The organism is Stenotrophomonas sp. SRS1, assembly GCF_026130205.1.
Classification (GTDB): Bacteria; Pseudomonadota; Gammaproteobacteria; order Xanthomonadales; family Xanthomonadaceae; genus Stenotrophomonas; species Stenotrophomonas rhizophila_B.
This window is the reverse complement of sequence record NZ_JAINFD010000001.1, coordinates 785079-806422: the sequence shown is the minus strand read 5'-3', so window position 1 is coordinate 806422 and position 21344 is coordinate 785079. Positions and strand designations below refer to the sequence as shown.

The following is a 21344-nucleotide window of genomic DNA, read 5'->3' as shown; positions in this document are numbered from 1 at the left end:
GCCTGCACATGACCGAGGAACTCCGCCATGACGCCCCATCCGTCCCCCGCACCGCACGCGTTGTCGTTGTCCCGATCTTCCTTGGCAGCCCGCCGCCCACTCGCGACCGCGGTCGCTACCGTCGTGATGCTGGCGGCCGCTGTGCCGGTGCTTGCGCAGGACACGGCCGCCGCATCCGGCAGCGCACCTACGACCCTGGACAGCATCGTCGTCACCGGCTCGCGCCTGCGCCGCGTCGATACCGAAAGCGCCAATCCGGTGGTGACCGTCACCCAGCAGCAGATCGCCGCGACCGGCAAGGCAACGGTCGGCGATCTGCTGCAGGAACTGCCATCCATTGCAGGCAACTCGACCAATCCCAACACCAACAACGGCGGCGGTACCGGCGCCTCGACCATCTCGCTGCGCGGGCTGGGTGACAAGCGCACGCTCGTGCTGGTCAATGGCGTACGCCTTGCCTACAACGACGTCAATGCGATCCCGGCCACCATGATCGAGCGCATCGAGGTGCTCAGCGACGGAGCATCGGCGGTGTATGGCTCAGACGCCATCGGTGGTGTGGTCAACTTCATCCTGCGCGACACCTTCGAGGGCGCACAGTTCACCGCGGATTTCGGCACCAGTGGTGAACGTGACGGCAATCGCCGCAATTTCTCGCTCACCGGTGGCAAGGCCTGGGATCGCGGCAGCATCGTGGCTGGCGTGTCGTATCACAACCTGGACGCGGTTTCCGCGCTGAATCGGGACTATTCCAAGGATGCCCTGTACCTGAGCAACGGCGTGGCAGTCAAACAGGGTTCGTCCGCGACACCCACCGGGTCGATCAACTTCAACGACGGCTCGGCCGCATCACGTGCGCTGGCGGCGAGCAACGGCTGTTCGCGGGTGACGTTGAACGGGGGTGTGTCCGGCGCGACGGACCCGGGCGACTTCCACTGCTACACCGCCGCCAACGACTCGTATAACTATCAGCCCTACAACCTGCTGCAGACGCCCCAGGAGCGCACCAACGCCTTCGCGCTGGGCACGTTCCGGTTCACCGACAACGTCGAGGGCTACCTCAACACCTGGTTCAGCAAAACCGAATCGGCCTCGGTGATTGCACCGATCCCGATCTTCGCCAACGGCGACAACTTCCTGGTATCCGCGCAGAGCTACTACAACCCGTTCGGGGTCAATTTCGGCACCGATCGCACCACTGGCACGTCATACAACGATCTCAATACGCGGGCCACGGTGCTTGGCAATCGCCGTTACGAGTACAAAACCGAGAACGTCCAGATCAGCCCCGGACTTCGCGGTGGCTTTGGTGACAGCTCCTGGCGGTGGGACGTCAATCTGAACTATGGCCGGGTCAAGCAGACCTCGACCAACTACGGCTTCCTGGACTACGCCGCCTTCAACCGGGCGGTCGGTCCATCCTTCCTGGACAGCGATGGCACCGTCAAGTGCGGCAGCGCCGGCAGCGTCATCGCCGGTTGCACGCCGCTCAACATCTTCAACATCAACGACCCATCCAGCCTAGGCACCCTGCAGGCCATGGTGGTCAACCCGGTGGCGACCAGTGTGTATACGGTCAAGCAGTTCGAAGCCAATGCCAACGGGGATCTGTTCGAGCTGCCGGCCGGCACGGTGGGATTGGCCGCCGGTGTGTCGTATCGCAAGGAAACCAGCACCAGCAAGGCCGACGCGCTGTGGACGGGTGACGAGAACGGCTTGTGCGGCGTGATCGAGTTCTGCGCCTCGCAGTTGAGCGGGAGTTTCGACGTCAAAGAAGCGTATGCCGAAGCGTTGTTCCCGCTGCTGAAGGATCTGCCGGGCGTGCAGTCGCTCAACCTCAGCCTGGGCACGCGCTTCTCCGATTACAGCTCCGTGGGCAGCAAAACCAACAGCAAGGTATCCATCGAGTACCGACCCATCCAGGACCTGCTGCTGCGTGGCACGGTCTCGCAGGTGTTCCGTGCGCCTAACATCAATGAGCTGTATTCGGGCGTGGTGGGCGATGCCCCGACGGTCAACGATCCGTGCAATGGCTACACCGGTGGCAACGACGTGGCCTGCGCCAACGTGCCCACCAACGGCAGCTATCACCAGGCCGATGGCCAGATTTCGGGCAAGGCCTCCGGTGCCGAGGTGGCGGGCTACCAGCTCAAGCCGGAAACCGGCAAGTCGTATGACGTGGGCTTCGTTTACGATCCGCGCTGGCTGGAGGGGCTGTCGATCAGTGCCGACTGGTGGCGGATCGATCTGGAGGACACCATCACCGGTGTATCGGCGCAGACGGTGCTGAACCAGTGTTATGCCAACCCGGCCAGCGCGTTCTGCGCGCTGATCCATCGCAATGGCAACGGCACCATCAACTATGTGGCCGAACCGACCGTCAATCTGGGCACGCTGGCGACCCGCGGGGTGGACTTCAACACGACCTATCGGTTGCCTGTCACCCGCTGGGGCACGTTCTCGGCAGGGCTGAACGGCACCTACCTGGAGCGTTACGACGTGCTGCCTGATACCACCGACCCCAGCACGGTGACCATCCGCAATGGCGGCATGTACACCTATGCGTATGGCAACTTCCCGCGCTGGCGTGCGCTGGGGACGTTGAACTGGGCGCAGGGCGACTGGAGTGCTGCCTGGCGGGCACGTTACGTCGGCAAGACCCGGATTGGCAGCAGCGACCTGGATCAGGGCCTGTCGGCCGATACCGGTGAGGCCGGCGTGGTCCGCCGGATCGGGTCGTTCGTTTACCACAACGTGCAGGTCGGCTACACCGTGGCACCGTGGCATACGAGCATCGAACTGGGCGTGGACAACCTGACCAACAAGCAGGCTCCGCTGTACTACGCCAACAATGGCGGCAACGGCAATACAGACGTCGCCACCTACGATGTGCTCGGCCGGTTCTACTGGGCCCGCATGTCGGTGAAGTTCTAAGCAGGGGAGTTGATTTCCTGCCTGCCGCTCTCTGCCCTGAACGGGTCAGAGAGCCGCGGGGTCAAGCATCAACGGCGCGCGTCGTCGCGCGCCTTGCCCACGTCGCTTTGGACTTCGCCAACGCCCTTCTGGATCTTGCCTTCCACTTCTTTCGTCTTGTTGCCGGTGACCTTGCCGACGACTTCCTTTACGGTGCCCTTGACCTGGTTCTTGGCGCCTTCAGTGCGATTCTTGTCCATGGTTGACTCCACAAATGGTGAGAGAGAGGGCCCGTGTTGCTGGGCATGTCCACCCTGACGCGAGCGCAGTGGCGCGAAGGTGAAATCCGCCGTGGGCGCGGAATCTGTTCAAGCACGGGCAAGGTTGATGCTCACGTGCGCTGCACGTCATTCATCCGCATCGCGCTCATCCCACCCATCGCCATCCCATTGCTGGGGTTCAGCGATTGATGCGGCGGCATCCGGATCGACCGGCTCCAACAGGGTGTAATCGTCACGCGAAGGATCACGAAAGGCACGGCTGACCGGATAGGCCTCCAGCGCCGGTGTGGATGTGCGGGCACGCAACGCCGCAGGCGTCTTGAAGGCGCCACTCAGCCAATCCAGTGCGGTGGCTGGCGCGATGAATATCGGTCCGTCCGGTGTGAGTGGGGAGGGGATCGCGCTGTTCGGTCCGGTCAACACCGTAAAGCTGTCCAGTTGCTGGCCATCTTCGTTTTCCCAGTGTTCCCACAGCCCTGCGGCGAGCAGGGCACGCCCGTCCTTGCGCTGCACGAACAGCGGCCAGGGGGGCCGGCGCTCACGGTCCCATTTGTAATAGCCGGTCATGGGCAGCACGCAGGGGCGCTGCGCCCACGCCTGCGCGTAGATCCTGCTTCGCGGCGCGCGATCAAGGCGCGCGGTGACGGTTGTGTACGGGGTGGCGGGTTCCTTCGACCAGCGCGGCACCAGTCCCCACATCATGTCCGCCACGACGATCGTCCCATCGTGGTCACGGGCGATCAGCGCGGCGACGCCGCCTTTGGCGATGTTGTAGTGGTCCGGCGCGGTGACCAGGGCGCGTGCCAGCGACTCGGGAAGTCCGTCAGGAAGCGACTCCGTGTCAGCAATGGCTTGTGCAAAACGACGCATGGCGTTGTCTCATGGCCCCGGCTTTCGGGGCCGCTTCGCTCAGAGCAGCGCGACGCTGGAGGTCTGCGGCGCCATGTCGTTGCGGGCATCCAGCCGTGCGTGGCTGATGGCCTGGTGCGAGCCACACTGGTGGCAGCGGAACAGCGCGCCGCCGGGCAGGTGGATCAGACTGGCATCTGCCGAGGAGGTGGTGCCGCAGGGGCCACATTCGACGGTCAGCGCGATGATGCGTTCGACCGCGCCTGTGTAGGAATAGGCGGCCTCGAAGGCATGGACAACGAAGGGACGTGCGTGGGGCATCGTTGGTCCTGAGGGAGTGGGGTGGAGTGAGCATCCACCGGCGGGTGTGATGGCGTCGTGCTGGCCCTTTCCGATCAGGGTGCGGACTGAGGATCGCCCAGCGCCGCCTTGCGTGCCTGGAACACCTCCGGCGTCTGCGGCTTGACGAACAGTGCCACCAGTTCGGGATACTCCGCTTTCACCGCCTTTTCGATACGCGTGATGCACGCCTCGATCTGCGGCGTCGTCCGATCATCCTCGAACTCCGCGCTCAGCATCGCGACCACCTGGTCCGGGCCCATCTGCATCGTGGTCACCCCGTTGGCCCGGCGCAGGTCCGCATCGTGGGTGGCCACGGCAAGGATGCGCTTGGCCACGCTGGGGTGCGCAGGCTCACCTACCAGCAGGCCCTTGGTTTCGCGGGCCAGCAGGAAGGCGGTGACGGCCAGCACGCCGGCAATGCACAACGAGGCCACACCATCCAGGATCGGCATCTCGAGCAACTGTGCGGCCAGCAGGCCGATCAGGGCAAAGCCCAGCCCGAGCAGGGCGGCGCTGTCTTCCAGCAACACCGTGAAGGTGGATGGATCCTTGCTGCGGCGGAAGGCCTCGAAGTAGCCCATCGCGCCTTTGGTCGCGCGGAACTCGCGCAGCGCGATCCACCAGGAGGTGCCCTCGAACACGAGCGAGACGCCGAGCACGATGTAGCTGATCAGGTGGTTGGTGGCCGGCTCCGGGTTACGGATGTGCTGGATGCCTTCGTAGGCCGAGACACCGGCACCGGCGGCGAACACCAGCAGCGCGACGATGAAGCTCCAGAAGTACAGCTCACGCCCATAGCCGAACGGGTGCGTGGTATCGGGTTTCTGCTCGGCCCGGCGCAGGCCATACAACAACAGCAGTTCGTTGATGGTGTCCACCAGCGAGTGAACGCCCTCGCTGAGCATCGCCGAGCTGCCCGAGATGCCGGCGGCGATGAATTTGGCGATGGCGATGGCCAGGTTGCCGGCGAGCGCGGCGTAGATGACGAGACGGGAGCCGGTAGGCTTGGCCATGAGGGAGGCGCAGGGGAGGGGAGAAGCGCATCATCCGCAACCTGTTGTCCGGGCGGCGTGCAGGCCATCGGCGGCCCGGAAAGACGGCAGGATTCCACCGGCCCTCACCTTGACGCAGAATTGCAGGCGGTGGCGTAAATTGCTTTCCCGTTCTGGTGGGCAACCCGTTGGCCGCCGCCTTCCCCCCGCGCTCTGCAATACCTTCAGTTCAAGGTCTGGTGCCCCGATGACGTCTGTCTGTCCATCCTCTCCCGCGCCCGCGCCCGCGCCCGTGCGCGGTGCGCGCGCTCCGGTGCTGCTGTGGTGGTGCGCGTGAGCGGACCGCCGGGACGCTTCCCGGGCAGTACCGGGGGGGTGGCCGAGCAGGTCCGGGCGTTGGATTGGCAGGCCACGCCGGTGGGCGCGATCGAAACCTGGCCCAGTGCGCTGCGCAATGCCATCAACCTGATCCTGGCCTCGCCCGAGAGCATGTATGTGGTCTGGGGCGATGATCTGACCTTCTTCTTCAACGATGCCTACAGCCCGATCCTGGGCCCCCGCCTGGAGGGTGCGCTGGGCGCCCCGCTGAAGCAGCTGTGGGCCGATGCGTGGGATGCGGTGCGGGGCCCGATCGAGGCGGCATTTGCCGGCAATGCCTCGCGCTACGAAAACCTGCCCATTGCCATGAACCGCCGCGGTGAGCCGGAAGAGACCTGGTGGACCTTCTCGTTCTCGCCGATCCATCTGGACGACGGCAGCGTTGGCGGCGCGTTCTGTGTCACCAACGAGGTGACCAACATCGTTGTGGCCCAGCAACGCTTGGCCCGTGAGAACGAACGGCTGATCGCGCTGTTCGACAAATCGCCGATGTTCATGGCATTCCTGAGCGGGCCGGAGCATCGGGTGGAGCTGGCCAATCCCGGTTACGAGCGGCTGGTCGGCAATCGGCACGTGCTTGGCAAGTCGATCCGTGACGCGCTGCCGGAGATCGTCGAGCAGGGCTTCCTGCCGCTGCTGGACGAGGTGTATCGCACCGGCAAGCCCTACATCGGCAACGAGGTGGTGTACGACGCCCCATACCCGTCCGACCCCTCATCGGCCAGGCGGATGCTGGATATCGTGTTCCAGCCCGTGGCCGGGGAGGATGGCACCACGGCGGGCGTGTTCGTGCAGGGCCTGGATGTCACCTCCCACATCGAGCTGCAGCGCTCGATGCGTCGGGTCGAGGCCCGCAACCGCCAGATCATCGACAGTGCGAAGGACTACGCGATCGTGGCCTCCGATCTGGAGGGCAGGGTGACGTTGTGGAACGCCGGTGCCGAGCACATTTTCGGCTGGACGGAAGCGGAGATGCTGGGCCAGAGCGTCGAGGTGATCTACACCGCCGAGGACATCCAGGCCGAACGGCTGCGACACAACCGCGCGGTCTCGATCGCATCCGGCGGGGTCAGTGGTGAACGCTGGTTGATGCGCAGGTCCGGCGAGCGCTTCTGGGCCAATGGCGCGATGACCGTGCTTCGCGGCGAAGACGGGGCGGTACTGGGCTTCGTCAAGGTCCTGGGCGATCGCACCGAAGAGCAGCGGGCGAGCGCGGCGCTGGTGCATAGCGAGCGTCGCCTCGGCGCGCTGGTGAGTGCATCCTCGCAGTCGTTGTATGCGGTGAGCGCGGACTGGCGCGAGATGCGGCAGATCCTGCCCACGGGCGCGGAGCCCTCCAGCGAAGGCTTCCCGACGATCACCGATTGGCGCGAAAAGTACGTGCATCCCGACGATCTGCTGCTGCTGGAGCAGGCCATCGCGCGCGCGATGGAGCATCGTCAGCCGCTGGCGCTGGAACACCGGACCCTGCTGGCCGATGGCAGCGTGCGCTGGGTGCAGATGCGGGCGGTCCCGCTGCTGGACAGCACGGGGGTCATCACCGAGTGGTTCGGCACGGCGGCGGATGTGACCGAGCGGCGCCAGGCCGAAGACCAGCTGCGTGAGCTGACCCAGACTCTGGAAGAGCGCGTGCAGGCCCGCAGCGCTGAGCTGCAGGTGGCCGAGGAGCGCCTGCGGCAGAGCCAGAAGATGGAAGCGGTCGGCCAGTTGACCGGCGGTCTGGCGCATGACTTCAACAATCTGCTGACCGCCATCTCGGTGGGCCTGGAACTGCTGGAGTTGCGCATCGATCAGCAGCGCTATGACGATGTAGGCCGCTATCTGGAGATGGCACAGTCCAGCGCTGCCCGCGCCACCGCGCTCACCCAGCGGCTGCTGGCCTTCTCGCGCCGGCAGACGCTGGCGCCGACGCCGGTGGTGGCCGATGCGATGGTGCGCGGGATGCTCGACATCATCTCGCGCACGCTGGGGCCGTCGATCGCGATCTCCACGCACTTGGACTCCGATCCCTGGGCCGTGCTGGTCGATGTGCCGCAGATGGAGAATGCGCTGCTGAATCTGTGCATCAATGCACGCGATGCAATGCCCGACGGTGGCCCGCTGATCATCAGCGCCGCGAACGTCACCTTGCAGGGGCAGGCGGCTGCGCTTCTGGATACGCCGCCTGGCGACTACATCCGCCTTGCGGTCAAAGACGCCGGCACCGGGATGGACGCGGCGGTCATCGAAAAGGTGTTCGAGCCGTTCTTCACGACCAAGCCGATCGGCCAGGGTACGGGGCTGGGGTTGTCGATGATCTATGGGTTCACCCGGCAATCCGGCGGGCAGGTGCGGATCGATTCCCAGCTCGGCCACGGCACGACGGTGGAGCTCTATCTGCCACGATTCATCGGCGAAGCGGCAGGCGAGGCGGCGGAAGACACCGTGCGGGACGTGCCGGCGGCATCGGCACCGAGCGTCGGCACGATTCTGGTGGTCGAAGACGAGGAGGCGATCCGTGCGCTGCTTACCGAGGTGCTGGGCGGGGCCGGTTATCGGGTTCTGCAGGCACCGGAGGGGGGGCAGGCGATCGATACCCTGCGGTCGGAGGAGACCATCGATCTGCTGATCACCGATGTCGGGCTGACCGGTGGACTCAACGGTCGCCAGGTCGCCGACGCAGGACGTCAGGTCCGTCCGGGCTTGCCGGTGTTGTTCATCACCGGCTATGCCGCCTCTGCGGCGGTGGGTGCCGGTCAGCTGGAGGAGGGCATGGAAGTTCTCACCAAGCCCTTCACCACCACCGAGCTGGAGCGCAGGGCACGCGCGCTGCTGTCTGCCAGCGGCACTCGCTGAACGCGCTCGGGGCGTCTACACCAGCGCCCGGACGGTGCTGAGCAACTGACGGAGCGTGAACGGCTTGCGCAGCAGTTTGATGCCGCAGGCCAGAAAGTCGGGGCGGGCACCTGCCTGTCCGGCGTAGCCGGTGACCAGCAGGATCGGCATGGCCGGGTGGAGCGTGGTGGCGAGCGTGGCCAGATCGCGGCCATCCATGCCGGGGAGCCCGACATCGGAGACCAGCAGGTCGAACGGTCCTTCGCGTTTCAGGCAGCCCAACGCTGTCTCGGCGTCAGCAACATCCAGGACATCGAAACCGTCCTCGCTGAGGATGTCCTTGGTCATCTCCCGGATGGGCGCATCGTCTTCGACCAGAAGCACGCGGCATCGCGGGTGGTCTGTCACAACGGTCATTGCGGTGGCTCGCCCTCATGGCATGCAGGTAACTGCGTAGCGCTCCACCTTAGCGCCCGCGCATGTTAGCCCGCCGTGCAACGCACGGGAGGCCCGCGTCATGAAGGGTAAAGAGCTGCCGCCGCAGGCAGCTCTCTACGCACCGTTCAATTCAATGCGCTGCCGGCGTGGGCGGGGCTGTCCTCGCGGAGGGCGCCAAGAATCGAGCGTGCCAGGTCCGTGCGCGTGAACGGCTTGGGCAGGATGGCGATGTTGCGTCCGACGGCGCCACTGGCCTCGATATCGCGCGGATAGCCGGAGGTGAACAGGACGCGCAGGTCCGGCTGCTGGCCGAGCGCCTGCTTGGCAAGCGCCCAGCCGGACATGCCGGGCATGACGATATCGGAGAACAGCAGATCCACGTTGGCCTCGTTGCGTTCGAGCAGGCGCAGCGCCGAAGGCCCATCGTGCGCCTCCAGTACGCGGTAGCCCAGCTGACGCAGGGTTTCCACGGTATAGGCACGGACGTCGTCGTTGTCCTCGGCTACCAGAACGGTGGTTTCGTCCTGCGCCTCGTAGGCGTTCAATGCCTGGTCATCGGCGAGCCGGACGCTGGGCAGCGCGGTGGCCGAGCGCGGGAACAGCAGCGTGATCGTGGTGCCGACGCCCTCGGTCGAATCCAGCAGGACATGCCCACCGGACTGCTTGGCGAACCCATAGACCATCGACAGCCCCAGCCCGGTGCCGCGGCCGACTTCCTTGGTGGTGAAGAACGGCTCGAACACCCGTGTCATCACGTCGGCCGACATGCCTTGGCCGGAGTCACGGACCCGGACCATCGCGTATTGTCCGGACGGTACGTCCGGGTGCTGCGCGGTGTAATCCTCATCCAGATGGATGTTGTCCACTTCGATGGTGAGGCGGCCGCCTTCGGGCATCGCATCGCGTGCGTTGACCGCCAGGTTGAGAATGGAGGCCTCCAGCTGGCTTGGGTCGATCTCCACGCACCAGATATCCGGGCTGTACACCATCTCGATCTGCACCAGCTCGCCCAGCGAGCGCTGCAGCATGTCCTGCATGCCGCGCAGCTGCACGTTGAGGTCCACCGGCATGTTCTTCAGCGGTTGGCGACGTGAGAAGGCCAGCAGCCGCTGGGTGACATTCGCCGCGCGCATGACGCCCTTCATCGCATTGTCCAGGGCGCGCGAGGAGTTGCCGGCTGAATCGCCCAGGCGGTCGGTCAGCATCTTGGCGTATTCGACGTTGCCGGCGATGACGGTCAGGATGTTGTTGAAGTCATGTGCGATGCCACCGGTCAGCTGGCCCACCGCCTCGATCTTCTGGCTCTGTCGCAGCGCCTCTTCGGCCTGGCGCCGGGCCGTGGTTTCCACCGCTTCAGACACCACGGCGGTGATCTGTCCGTTGTGATCGAGCAATGGCCGGAAGGAAAACTCGAAGGCACGTTTGCCGGTCGGCAGGCGCAGCTCCAGTTCATGCCGGGAGGCCGTACCGGCTGCGGCCTGATCGACCGCCGCACAGACCACCTGCGGCACGCCGGGTGTATCGGCAAACCAGGCGGATTCGCAGTAGATGGCATCACGTACGTCGTCCTTGTCGGCCAGGATGGCTGCCAACGACGCGGAATTGGTGTCGATGATGCGTCCGTCCAGGCTCAGCAGATTCTGGTGCTGGAAGCTGGACTCGAACAGCGCCTTGAGCCGGCTCTCGCTGCGATGCAGCTCGGCAGTGCGCTCACCCACCTGGCGCTCGAGCGATGCATTGCTGGCGGTCAGCAGCGACTGCGCCAGTTTGAGCTCGCTGATATCGCGCGCCATGGCGTAATACCCCAGGACCGACCCATCCGGCGCCAGCTCGGGGACGCAGTCGATCTGGGCGTGGCGTGGCTCGCCGATGCTGCGACGGGACAGCATTTCGAAGCTGACTTTCTCCCCGCTCAGCACGCGCTCCAGGTGACGCTGCACCTCGGCGAAGCCCTCCTCGCCGATGACCTCGCGGGTGTGCTTGCCGACCAGGCTGTCCGGCGTCAGGCCGTGCCATTCGACATAGGCATTGTTGGCAAAGCGGAAGCGGTGGTCGTGACCGAAGTAGGCGATCAGGGCCGGCAGCGAGTCGGTGATGAGCTTCAGCCGCTGATGGCTGTCGTGCAGTTCGGCCTCGACGCTCAGCAGGCGCCGACGTTCGTCAGCCTCGTGGATGGCCCGCACGACCGCATCGGGCAGACGCTGCAGGCGCGACTTGACCACATAGTCGCGGGCACCGCGCTTGAGTGCTTCGACGGCAAGCTCTTCGCTGAGCGTGCCGGACACGAAAATGAAAGGAATCTCAGGGGCCAGCTCGCTGGCCAGGGCGAGGGCAGCATCGCCGTCGAACCCGGGCAGCACGTGGTCGGCCAGGATCACATCGAAGCCCCCGGCGCCCAGTGCCTGGACCAGGCCGTCATGGGACCAGGTGCGCTCGAACGTGAAGGGCAGGCCAGCACGTCGCAGCTGCGCCGTGATCAGCTCGGCATCCAGCGCGCTGTCTTCGACCATCAGAATCCTGATGGCCTTTCCTGTGGCAGCTTCAGCCATCGTGTCTACTCTTCCCGCCGAACAATGTGCCGTGTGGTGGCGGCTGGTTGGTGATGCCCCAGAACATGCCCAGCCCCTGGATCGCCTCGAGGAACTCCTTGAAGTCCACCGGCTTGACCACGAAGGCGTTCACGCCCAGCTCGTAGCTTCGGACCAGATCCTGCTCCTCACGCGATGAGGTCAGCATGACCACCGGGGTGCTGCTCAGGGCGCGGTCGCTGCGGATTTCCTTGAGCACTTCCAGGCCATTGAGCTTGGGCAGTTTCAGATCGAGCAGAACCACCACGGGGCCGCCATGCATCGCGCCTTCGTAGGGACCCTGGCAGCGGAGATACTCCAGCGCTTCCACGCCGTCGCGCACATGGGTCACGTCGTTGAGCAGCTGGCAGCGCGCAAGCGCCGCCATGGTCAGCTCAGCGTCTTTCGGGTTGTCTTCTACGAGCAGGATCGGTCGCAGATCTCTCATAGGTGGTCTCCAGTAACAAAGGGGATGGTGAAATAGAAGGTCGCGCCGGCGCCGGCGCCGACCTGGCCGTCGGCCCAGGTCCGGCCGCCATGGCGGGTGATGATGCGGTGCACGTTGGCCAGGCCGATGCCGGTGCCTTCGTACTCATCGACGTGATGCAGCCGCTGGAACACGCCGAACAGCTTGTCCACATAGCGCATGTCGAAGCCGCAGCCATTGTCTTTCACGAAGAAGATGTCTTCCGTGTCGTTGCGGTCGTGCCCGATCTCGATGCGCGGGTCGGAGGTGTCGCGGGTGAACTTGATCGCATTGGACAGCAGGTTCTGCCACACCAGCCGCAGCATGCCGGGGTCGGCCTGTACCTTGGGCAGCGCACCGATCTGCCAATCGATGGCCCGCCCGGTGTACTCCATGTCCAGCTTGTGGCGCACGTCATCCACCAGGGCGGTCATGTCCATCGCGATCTGGCCCATCGTCGAGCGGCCCATCTGCGAGAAGCTGAGCAGGTCATCCACCAGCGTCCCTGCCGATTTTGCCGATTCCACGATGGTGTCGAGGAATCTCTTTTCTGAATCGTTCAATCTCTCGCCGGCCGAGGACCACAGCAGCTCCGAGTAGCCCACGATGTGGCGGAAGGGCGCACGCAGGTCATGGCTCACCGAATAAGAAAACGCTTCGAGCTCCTTGTTGCTGCGCAGCAGCTGCTCATTGAGCGCCGCCATTTCTTCGGCTTTGCGCAGCACGATGTCCACGATCGCCGTGCGCAGTTCGAGCGAGGCGTCCCGGTCGACATCGTTCCAGGGCAGGGACCGCCTGCGCACGGTCTGCTTCCAGCCCTCGAAGGAGGTGCGCGGCGACAACGGTTCATCGCTCTCTTCCTTGCGCGGATCACCGCCCCAGCGGACGGTGCGCACCACTTCAGGCCGGAACCAGATCACGAAGCTGTCGTGGATCTGCGAGATGGAGATGGCCAGCACGCCACTGGCCACACCGGCGAAGGCCTCGGCCTCCTTCCAGTCCAATGGCAGGGTGTCGGTGCAGAAAATGTCGCCGTCCATCTGCTGTGCGGTCAACCACTGCACCAGTTGCATGACCTGATGCTGGCTCGGGCACTCACCATGCAGTATGCACTCGCCACGGTGCACGATCGCAGCGCCGGTGGACTCGGTCAGGGCCAGCAGGTTGCGCTGGTCGCGGCCCAGTGCGGCCATGAAATCGGTGTCACCGGCCATCCTGCCCATCAGCCGCACCTGGATGGCACGGCGCGCGATGCGCTCTTCGACCAGGACCGCGCGCTGTTTGACTGAAATCTGCAGCGACAGAATCTGGCCGATGAACTCGCAGGCCGTGCGGACGTGATACGGCACGCGGCGTGCGACCTGGTTGTGGCAGGAGATCAGGCCCCACAGCTCGCCTTCGGACAACACCGAGACCGACATCGACGCTCCGGTGCCCATGTTGCGCATGTACTGCAGGTGCACGGGGGAGACGCTGCGCAACATGGCCGGACCGAGGTCGGTGGGCGGTGCATCGGCGATGGCGGGCACACGCACCAGCGGCACGGGGGTGTAATGGCTGTCGGCGATCAGCCGGACCCGGTTCTGCCGGTACAGCTCGCGCGCCTGGGCGGGGATGTCCGATTCGGGGAAGCGCAGGTCGAGGTAGGAGGGCAGCACCGTGTTGCGGTCCTCGGCCACCACGGCGCCGTTCCAGTCCGGATCGAACTGGTAGATCATCGTGCGGTCGAAGCCGGTCAGCTCGCGGATATGCGCGGCAGCGAGTTCGCACAACGCCTGGGTCGTCGGCGCCTGCTCGATGGCGGCCATGAAGCGGCGGATCGAGGGATACAGGTCTTCCAGCGAGCCCGGTTCGCCGGCGACCGGTGCCTCGAGCTCCACGATGATGTCCCTGCCGATCCGGTGCGCCACCGTGTGGTGGTTGCCCGCGCGCCCCACCGGGTGCGCGCCGAGGAACTGCGATGCACCGTCCTGGAGGGTATCGATCACCGGCCTGCACCGGGAGAGGACCCCGCCCAGCACCGCATCCAGCGGCTGGCCCAGGGGGTCGCCCAGCTGCTCCAGCAGCTCGGGCCGGGCGACCGCACGGGCATTGACCGTCAATGTGGCCTGATCAAGGACCAGGACCAGTCCGTATGGCTGGATCGCCCCCGGGGTACGAATCGGCTCACGCGCGCAGCTGGACAGATCCAAGGCGCTTGCGCCGGAATTCCTCGAGGACATTCATTGACTCCTGCTGTTTTCAGTGCTGAAACCGCCCGAATGGCACGGCATCGCCTGAAAGGCAGGAGCACACCGTCCACTGCGACCCGGTGTTGCCACAGTTCCTTTATTTTTGCATAGGCACGGGTGCTGATTTGTGAGGATGCGACGGAGTTCCTTGCGCTGCGCGCAGGTCACTCCCAGCGATAGCGCACCGTTGCCGACCACAGCCCGCCCGAGCCATCGATGGGCCCACCATTGGCGTAGCGGTAGTATTCGTTCGCCGCGAGCAGCGGCTCGGGCAGTTTCGTGACCTTGCGGTCAAAGACATTGTCGGCGTTCAGGGCAATCTCCCACCCCCCTGCCAGGGTGGCGCCGAGTTCCAGGTCCGTGATCCAGAGCCCACCGATGTCATAGGCGATCTCGGCCTGCCCGGCATAGGGACCGCTGGTGGCCACCGTGGCGGGGGAACCATAGCGTTGGATGTCGCCATAGCGGCTCTGGCGCAGGCCGACACGGTAGCGCCCCAGGTTCCAGTCCAGGCCCAGCACCTGCCGTGACTTCGGCGCCTTGTAGAGCAGGTCGTTCTGCGAGCCAGTGCTGAACACCGGCACGTTGAAGGCCGCCAGCACCGCCGGCGTCGGCGCCAGGCCGGTGATCGTCGCGCGCGTGTGGCTGCTGGCCAGCGTCCAGCGCAGGCTCCCGCCGCGGCCAAGATCCCACCGGCCTTCCAGAGTGGCCTCCACGCCCTCGGTGCGGGTGTCGGCCGCGTTGATGAAGTAGCGCACGCCATCCTGGGCGCCCAGGCCCACCGAGGTGACCAGCGCACCCGAGCCCGGGTACAGCCCCTCGCGGAAGGTGGTGGACAGCGCGATACGGTCGTCCACATCAATGCGGTAGGCATCCACGGTCAGCGAGGCGCCCTGCCACGGCTCGGCAACGATGCCCAGGCTGAGGCTGCGGGACGTTTCAGGGCGTAGTGGTTGCGCGCCGAGGGCGATGGCTTGGGGCGAGCCGGCCTGCAGGATATGGTCGGTGTAGAAGTTGCCATTGGAGGTGTTGCGGTAGGCCTGCGCCGCCAGCGACGGCGCCTGGAAGCCGTTGCTGATCGTGCCGCGCAGGGCGAGCCTGGGGTGCAGCGCGAAACGGGTGGAGAGGCGACCGGTGGTTTCGCTGCCGAAATCCGAATAGCGCTCATGGCGGCCAGCCAGATCGATGCGCCAGCGCGCGCCCAGATCGGCGGCGACCCCGACGTAGACCGCGCCGCTGTTGCGGCTGACGTCCACCGCATCCTCCGGTCGGTAGCCTGGCAGTGCCTGCGATCCCCCCAGTCCGATGCCCAGCACCGTGCCCGCATAGGGACCATCGAGCACACGCTGGCCGCCGTGTGTGTAGGACTGCACATCGCCGGCGCCGATCCGGTAGCGCTCGTCGCGGTACTCCGCGCCCGCGCTGAACTCCAGCGGGGCGGACAACCATGCCGTCTGCAACTGGCGGCGCAGGTCCAGGTTGTGGGTCCAGGCGCTGTAGCGCAGGTCGCCGATGTAGAAGTCGGTCTGGCTGTCCAGCCCGTAGGTCGGGTTGATGCTGTTGTGGAGGTTGATGTCCATCGCATCGCGCCCGTAGCCGCTGCTGAGGTCCCAATCCCACTGGCCGAGTTGCCCGCGCAGGCCGAGCGTCAGCGCGCCATCGTTCTCATCGATGTGCTCGGTAGGGGCGAAGCCATCCGGATCGATGGCACGCACGACTTCGTTGCGCAGTGGCTGGCGGAAGTTCTGCGGTGCCCACGCATCGCGCTGGGCGAGGGTCAACAGCCCGTAGGCGTCGACTGTCGCCGCAAGTGGGATGCTGGCATTGGCGGTGGCGGTCTTGGTGCGGAACGCGCGGATGCCGCGGTTGCGCCAGGCGTTGTTGTCGCGGGTGGCTTCGCGCGGATCCGGCGTGGCGCCGGCGGGCAGCGTCGGGTTGCTGGCCTGGTTGCCACCGGGCCGGATCGCCGTACCGGCGGCGTTGCGGGGGAAGTAGTACAGGAACGTGTCGCGCGCGGGGCTGGTGTAGTCGGTGGCGTGCTGGTCGTCCAGCTGGGCGGCCAGATGCAGGTAGCCGCCATCACCGATGCCGAACCCCGCATCGGCCTGGACCACGCGCGAACGTCCATCGCCGGCGAAGTAGGTGCCATCGCGGTAGGAGACGTTGCCCCCCCGTGCGGCTTTGTTGGTCACGATGTTGATCACGCCGGCGATCGCGTCCGAGCCATAGATTGCCGAAGCGCCATCACGCAGCACCTCGATGCGTTCGATCGCGCCGGTGGGGATCAAGGCCAGATCGGCCGGGGCAGCGCCACCAAAGCCGCCCGCGCCCAGCAGTGCAGTAGCGTGGCGGCGCTTGCCATCCACCAGCACCAGCACGTGGCTGGAATTCAACCCGCGTAGCTGCCCGGCGCGGACCATGCTGTTCAGATCGCCGGTTTCCAGGGGCAGGTTGAAACTCGGCACCGTGGTGTTGAGCACATCCAGCAGGCTGGTCGCGTTGGCGGCGCGGATATCCTCGGCCGACAGCACATCGATCGGCGCTGCACTTTCCCGCACGGTGCGACCCTGCGCGCGGGTACCGGTGACGGTGACGGTATCCAGGGTGGCGGTGTTGACGCTGGTGGCAGCGTCCACCTCGGGTGCGCCGTGGGCGGTGAGGGGCAGCGACAGTGCCGACAGGACGGCGACAACCAACGGCAGGCGATGGTGCGTGGACAGCATGGAGGATCCCCCGGGGAATGGTGGGCCGCTGCGGCAGCGATTGCGGCGGACAGATGGACACAGGTGCAGACATGCACACCGGCAGTCGGCGTTGAAACGGCCGGGTCAGCAGGTGTGTTGGCGCGACTGGCCTGGACAACAGCGTTGCCCCGTAGCGGCAAGGCGCACGGTGCCGATCACGGCGACCGGCCTGCAGCAGCGGCCCAGCGGGCGAGATCCGCCGGATGCAACGGTCCGTTGTGGACCTGCAGGACCTTGCCGCGCGCATCGATCAGGACCGAGAACGGCAGCGTGCCGATGCGGTTCCCGAAAGAGGCCGCGGTGCCGGGCGGGCCGTCGCCCTCCACCAGCTGCGGGTAGGTGAGCTGAAGCTGGTCGCGCAAGGCCTTGGCGGCGTCGATATCGTCCAGGGCGATGCCGACCACGTGCACGCCGTCAGGCAGGGGCGTCTGCGCCTGCGAGAAGCGCTGCAGATCGGGCAGTTCCTTCAGGCACGGCCCGCACCAGCTGGCCCAGTAGTTGAGCAGGACCGGGCGGCCGCGCCATTGCGCCAGCGTCGCAGGGCGGCCGTCCAGATCCGTCCACTGCAGGGCAGGTGCCACCTGGCCGGCGGGCGGCGCGGTGGTCAGCGGTGCGGCGCGGGAGGCGATCGGCAGGGCAACGGACAGCGCGATGGTCAGCACGATGGCGAAACGGACGTGGGGCAGGGTCATGGCGGGGAGGCCGTCGAGGAGGTCGTGCGGGCCGCGAAGCGGTCGTCGGTGAGGGTGTGCAGGAACTGCTCGATGTCATCGATCTCCGCTTCGGTCAGGTGCAGCGGGTCGCGCAGCTGCGCATCGCGGCCGATCGAATCGGGGATCACCTTGCCGGGATCGTCGTAGTAGACGATCACCTCGCGCAGGGTGTTGAACATGCCGTTGTGCATGTAGGGGGCGGTCAGCGCGACGTTGCGAAGCCCGGGCACCTTGAATTCGCCTTTCTGCGCCGGATCGCCGGTGATGCCGCCGCGACCCTCGTCGTTGAACTGGCGGCCGTTGTAGATGCCGATGTTCTTGAAGCGGTCCGAGGTGAAGTCCTCGCCGGCATGGCAGCTCACGCACTGCGCCTTGGTGATGAACAGCAGGCGGCCACGCTTGGCGGCGTCGCTGATCGCGTCTTCCTGGCCCAGGGCGTAGCGGTCGTAAGGACTGTCCACGGTATTGAGGGTCTTCTGGTAGGCCGCCAGGGCACGGCCCAGGGTGCGCGGGCTCGGCGGCGCGTTGTAGGTGTCCTGAAAGCGCGCCACCCAGGTCGCATCTGCAAGCAGACGGGCGACGGCGTCATCCACCGGCAGGTCCATCTCCAGCGGGTTGGCGATCGGGCCCAACGCCTGTTCTTCCAGGGTTTCACTGCGGCCATCCCAGAAGAACCGGGTGCGGCCGGCGCTGTTCATGACGCTGGGGGTATTGCGGGTGCCTGCGCGGCCTTCCACGCCCAGGCTGACGGCGCGGTCATCGGCGAAGGCGCGCGCAGGCTGATGGCAGCTCGCACACGAGACGGTGCGATCACGCGACAGGATGGGATCGAAAAACAGCTGCCGGCCGAGCTGGGCGCGTGGGTTGTCACTCAGGTCGCCGTCATAGGTTGGCGCATCGGCGGAGAACACCGGCACCAGTACGGCGACACCGATCAGTGTGGTCAGCAGGGCGAGGGAGCGGGCAGGACGGCGCATGACAATGCCGCGCTCAACGCGCAGCGATCTCCTGCTGAACCAGTTCGCACAGGCCGCTTTCTTCAAAGCACACCTGCGCGCGCAGGGTGCCGTTCACCGGGGCGTTGCCTGCGGCGATGGGCAGACGCAGCTGCCCACGCTCGCTGAAGTAGGTGTAGCGATAGTCACCGGCAAAGCTGCGGCCATGGCCCTCGCGTGCGTCCACCGAGCGCAGCGGGCCTTCGGTCTGTGCCCCGTTCGCCAGGCTGATCCGCGCCGCCCGCGGGCCGATCTGCGGCTGCTCGAAATCCGAGGCATACAGGATCCAGCCCGGCTCGATGCGCGCGTCGATGACCAGCTCGCGGGTGCCGTCGGCACGCGCTTCAAGCCGGGGATCGAGCGCGACCTTCGGGGTATCGGCGGCGCCTGCGCCGGCGCTGGTCAGCAGCAATGTCGTGGCGATGGCGAGGAGGCTGCGATTCACTCCTTCGCCCCCTGGCCCTCGGTGGTGATGCGCAGCTGCACCTCGTCGGCGATGTTGGGCAGGAACCCGGTGAGGCCGAACTCGCTGCGGCGGATGACGGCGGTGGCATTGAAGCCGATCGTGGGGATCTTGCGGCTGGGATGCTCGCCGACCTTGTTGAGGGTGGCGTCGAGCACGACCGGGCGGGTCACGCCATGCAGGGTCAGATCACCGGTGATTTTCAGGCGACCGGTGCCTTGCGGCACCACCGAAGTACTGCGGAAGCTGGCTTGCGGGTGCGTGGCGACATCGAACAGCTTGTCGCCCTTGACGATCTCGTCCAGTTTCGGGACGTGGGTGGCCAGCTCGGCCAGTGGCAGCTCCACCTGCACCTGCGAGGCAGCGGGCTTTGCCGCGTCGTAGATGAGCGTGCCGCTGCTGATCGCTGCGCGGCCGGTCGGGAAGGAGAAGCCGTTGTGGTTCCAGGTGAACAGCACATCGGTGTGGGTGGGGTCGAGCTGATAGGTCACCGGCGCGGCGGTCGCCACGGCGGGGGCGCCGGAAAGGGCGAGCAAGGCCAGTAGCAGGGGAGTACGCATGAGAAGGTCTCTGGGCAGTGGCGCGCAGTCGCCCGCAGCGTCAAGAAGACGCCGTGTGGGGCGTGCGGTGCAGGAGGGAAGCAGCGGCCAGGGGCTGGCCGCCGCGGGGGATTACGGCGCGACCGCCAGTGACGCCGCCGTGGCCGGTGCAGCAGCGCTGGCCGCGTACGGATCCGGTTCGGCGATCAGTCCATCGAGCAGGCTGTTGAAGCGGGTCACATAGTCCTTGTGATACTCGCCGGTCACCGTGCCGGTATAGCCGGTATATATCTCGCGGACCTTGCCGTCGCGACCGATGATGATCGTGGTCGGGAAGGCGGCCATATAGTTCAGGCCCTTGAGTTTCTCGGTCGCCACTTTCTTGTCGGCGATGCCGCCGAACACGATGTCGTAGCGGATGTCGAAGTAATCCTTGAACGTGGTCAGGGTCTTCTGGAAGTAATCGAAGTTGTCTTCCTGCTCGAAGGCCACGGCCACCGCCTCCACCCCGCGGTGCTGGTTCTGCTTGAACCACGGCGCCAGGAAGTAGGTCTGGTCGGTGCAGTTGGGGCACCAGGTGCCGATCACTTCGACGATCACCACCTTGCCGCGGTACTTGTCGTCCTGCAGCGAGACCTGCTTGCCCTGCAGATCGGGGAAGCTGAAATCGATGCGCTCCTGGCCATCCTTGAGGAAGGTGAGTTTGTACGGATCGGGCAGCTCCACCTTGTCACTCTTCTCGGCCTCGAACTTGACCACGTTGTAGATGCCGCTGCCGAACGCGCCCTGGATGTTGCCGTCCTCATCGATCGTGCCGCGGATCAGCAACGGGCTCGGACCGCTGAAGCCGGACAGGTAGAAGCGGTTGCCCTGCACGGTGCCTTCCAGCTCGCGGGTATCGCCAACCACGGTCATGAACACGCCGGAGAGGCGGTTGCCCTCCTGCTTGAGCAGGGCGACCTGGTTGCGTTTGTCCTGACGGGCGGCCTTGTCGATGGTCTGCACGGCCCACTTGCCGCTGAGGTCCGCCGCCGGCGCCTCGTCCTGGCCGGGTTTGACGAAGCGCCAGGCTGCATTGTGTTCTGCGGTGAAGGCCAGGTTGCGCGCACCGTTGCGGCTTGGCACCAGGTCCTTGTACTGGCCAACGAGATGCTTGCCATCCTCGGAAACCTTGCCCTCCAGTACGGCATCGTAGGTGTTCATCCGCACCGAGAACGTCCCGTCGTCACGCGGAGTGACCTTGAATTTATCCGTGCGAGCGCCGTTGAGCAGGGTGAAGGTCGCGTCCTGCGCGCGCTTGCCCTTCACTTCGAAATTGAAGGGAATCGGGTCGCCATCGATGGTGAACTCGCCCCGCCAGATTCCTTCGGCGGGGAACGGTGCTTTCGCTGCAGCAGGTGCAGGCGCAGCGAACAACAGGCTTGAGGCGAGGAACAGGGTCGCGACGACGCGACCGGATAATGCCAGTGTCATGAGAGTGCTTCCAGATAATCCCCTTGGTCGCGCCAAGTCGCCGGCGATGCAGCCCCCGTTCCACTGCATCCGCAGAATGGCCGTCCCTGGCCGGTCATGTGCCATCCATGGCGTGATTGGATTATTGCCACGTGAATGTCGTAAAA

At 65.8% G+C, this 21344-nt stretch carries 16 protein-coding genes; 2 read left to right on the top strand and 14 right to left on the bottom strand.

Translation table 11 applies throughout. From position 1 onward, the window contains the following. Positions 1-27 precede the first annotated feature (27 nt). A complete protein-coding gene (locus K4043_RS03575) occupies positions 28-2934 on the top strand; it encodes a TonB-dependent receptor (protein WP_265308225.1) in 2907 nt (968 codons plus the stop codon). Positions 2935-3002: 68 nt separating this feature from the next. On the opposite strand, the gene K4043_RS03570 is transcribed toward K4043_RS03575, so the two are convergent. The 4 genes from K4043_RS03570 to K4043_RS03555 all read right to left on the bottom strand — a co-directional run bounded on the left by K4043_RS03570 (position 3003) and on the right by K4043_RS03555 (position 5398). Then, positions 3003-3173, bottom strand: a complete 171-nt coding sequence (locus K4043_RS03570; protein WP_123729593.1) for a CsbD family protein — start codon at positions 3171-3173, stop codon at positions 3003-3005. A gap of 147 nt (positions 3174-3320) precedes the next feature. After that, positions 3321-4064, bottom strand: coding sequence for an SOS response-associated peptidase (locus K4043_RS03565; protein WP_123729592.1), 744 nt, complete (start codon positions 4062-4064; stop codon positions 3321-3323). A 39-nt stretch (positions 4065-4103) separates the two neighbouring features. Next, positions 4104-4364: a hypothetical protein gene (locus K4043_RS03560; protein WP_123729591.1), complete on the bottom strand. Its 261-nt coding sequence runs from the start codon at positions 4362-4364 to the stop codon at positions 4104-4106. 74 nt (positions 4365-4438) lie between these two features. Continuing rightward, a complete protein-coding gene (locus K4043_RS03555; protein WP_265308224.1) occupies positions 4439-5398 on the bottom strand; it encodes a cation diffusion facilitator family transporter in 960 nt (319 codons plus the stop codon). Positions 5399-5752: 354 nt separating this feature from the next. Here K4043_RS03555 and K4043_RS03550 point away from each other — a divergent pair, with 354 nt between their 5' ends. Further along, positions 5753-8590, top strand: coding sequence for a PAS domain S-box protein (locus K4043_RS03550; RefSeq protein ID WP_265308540.1), 2838 nt, complete (start codon positions 5753-5755; stop codon positions 8588-8590). A 15-nt stretch (positions 8591-8605) separates the two neighbouring features. On the opposite strand, the gene K4043_RS03545 is transcribed toward K4043_RS03550, so the two are convergent. From K4043_RS03545 to K4043_RS03500, 10 genes are all read right to left on the bottom strand, one after another. After that, positions 8606-8986, bottom strand: a complete 381-nt coding sequence (locus tag K4043_RS03545) for a response regulator (protein WP_184997138.1) — start codon at positions 8984-8986, stop codon at positions 8606-8608. A 146-nt stretch (positions 8987-9132) separates the two neighbouring features. After that, positions 9133-11556, bottom strand: a complete 2424-nt coding sequence (locus K4043_RS03540) for a hybrid sensor histidine kinase/response regulator (protein WP_265308223.1) — start codon at positions 11554-11556, stop codon at positions 9133-9135. Next, positions 11549-12022: a response regulator gene (locus K4043_RS03535; RefSeq protein ID WP_123729587.1), complete on the bottom strand. Its 474-nt coding sequence runs from the start codon at positions 12020-12022 to the stop codon at positions 11549-11551. The genes K4043_RS03540 and K4043_RS03535 overlap by 8 nt, the downstream gene beginning before the upstream one ends. Then, a complete protein-coding gene (locus K4043_RS03530) occupies positions 12019-14262 on the bottom strand; it encodes an ATP-binding protein (protein ID WP_265308222.1) in 2244 nt (747 codons plus the stop codon). The genes K4043_RS03535 and K4043_RS03530 overlap by 4 nt, the downstream gene beginning before the upstream one ends. Positions 14263-14435: 173 nt before the next feature. Then, positions 14436-16994: a TonB-dependent receptor gene (locus K4043_RS03525; RefSeq protein ID WP_265308221.1), complete on the bottom strand. Its 2559-nt coding sequence runs from the start codon at positions 16992-16994 to the stop codon at positions 14436-14438. Positions 16995-17170: 176 nt separating this feature from the next. Further along, the gene (locus tag K4043_RS03520) at positions 17171-17707 is read right to left on the bottom strand and encodes a TlpA disulfide reductase family protein (protein ID WP_265308220.1); all 537 of its coding nucleotides are present in this window, start codon (positions 17705-17707) and stop codon (positions 17171-17173) included. Further along, positions 17704-18705 (bottom strand): cytochrome c peroxidase, encoded by a 1002-nt coding sequence (locus K4043_RS03515; protein ID WP_265308219.1) that lies wholly within the window; start codon positions 18703-18705, stop codon positions 17704-17706. Before K4043_RS03515 ends, K4043_RS03520 begins: the two co-directional genes overlap by 4 nt. A 13-nt stretch (positions 18706-18718) precedes the next feature. Beyond that, positions 18719-19168 carry a protein-disulfide reductase DsbD N-terminal domain-containing protein gene (locus tag K4043_RS03510; protein WP_265308218.1) on the bottom strand — a complete coding sequence of 150 codons (450 nt, stop codon included), beginning with the start codon at positions 19166-19168 and terminating at the stop codon, positions 18719-18721. After that, a complete protein-coding gene (locus K4043_RS03505; RefSeq protein WP_123729581.1) occupies positions 19165-19746 on the bottom strand; it encodes a YceI family protein in 582 nt (193 codons plus the stop codon). Before K4043_RS03505 ends, K4043_RS03510 begins: the two co-directional genes overlap by 4 nt. 111 nt (positions 19747-19857) lie before the next feature. Then, complete coding sequence (locus K4043_RS03500) at positions 19858-21198, bottom strand: TlpA disulfide reductase family protein (RefSeq protein WP_265308217.1); 1341 nt, start codon at positions 21196-21198, stop codon at positions 19858-19860. Between the last annotated feature and the right edge of the window lie 146 nt (positions 21199-21344).

Excerpts from the sequence above, each read along its gene's own strand:
- K4043_RS03515 (WP_265308219.1), bottom strand. The coding sequence starts at position 18,705 with ATGCGCCGTCCTGCCCGCTCCCTCGCCCTGCTGACCACACTGATCGGT.
- K4043_RS03555 (WP_265308224.1), bottom strand. The coding sequence starts at position 5,398 with ATGGCCAAGCCTACCGGCTCCCGTCTCGTCATCTACGCCGCGCTCGCC.
- K4043_RS03540 (WP_265308223.1), bottom strand. The coding sequence starts at position 11,556 with ATGGCTGAAGCTGCCACAGGAAAGGCCATCAGGATTCTGATGGTCGAA.
- K4043_RS03565 (WP_123729592.1), bottom strand. The coding sequence starts at position 4,064 with ATGCGTCGTTTTGCACAAGCCATTGCTGACACGGAGTCGCTTCCTGAC.
- K4043_RS03500 (WP_265308217.1), bottom strand. The coding sequence starts at position 21,198 with ATGACACTGGCATTATCCGGTCGCGTCGTCGCGACCCTGTTCCTCGCC.
- K4043_RS03545 (WP_184997138.1), bottom strand. The coding sequence starts at position 8,986 with ATGACCGTTGTGACAGACCACCCGCGATGCCGCGTGCTTCTGGTCGAA.
- K4043_RS03505 (WP_123729581.1), bottom strand. The coding sequence starts at position 19,746 with ATGCGTACTCCCCTGCTACTGGCCTTGCTCGCCCTTTCCGGCGCCCCC.
- K4043_RS03570 (WP_123729593.1), bottom strand. The coding sequence starts at position 3,173 with ATGGACAAGAATCGCACTGAAGGCGCCAAGAACCAGGTCAAGGGCACC.
- K4043_RS03535 (WP_123729587.1), bottom strand. The coding sequence starts at position 12,022 with ATGAGAGATCTGCGACCGATCCTGCTCGTAGAAGACAACCCGAAAGAC.
- K4043_RS03560 (WP_123729591.1), bottom strand. The coding sequence starts at position 4,364 with ATGCCCCACGCACGTCCCTTCGTTGTCCATGCCTTCGAGGCCGCCTAT.
- K4043_RS03575 (WP_265308225.1), top strand. The coding sequence starts at position 28 with ATGACGCCCCATCCGTCCCCCGCACCGCACGCGTTGTCGTTGTCCCGA.
- K4043_RS03530 (WP_265308222.1), bottom strand. The coding sequence starts at position 14,262 with ATGTCCTCGAGGAATTCCGGCGCAAGCGCCTTGGATCTGTCCAGCTGC.
- K4043_RS03520 (WP_265308220.1), bottom strand. The coding sequence starts at position 17,707 with ATGACCCTGCCCCACGTCCGTTTCGCCATCGTGCTGACCATCGCGCTG.
- K4043_RS03525 (WP_265308221.1), bottom strand. The coding sequence starts at position 16,994 with ATGCTGTCCACGCACCATCGCCTGCCGTTGGTTGTCGCCGTCCTGTCG.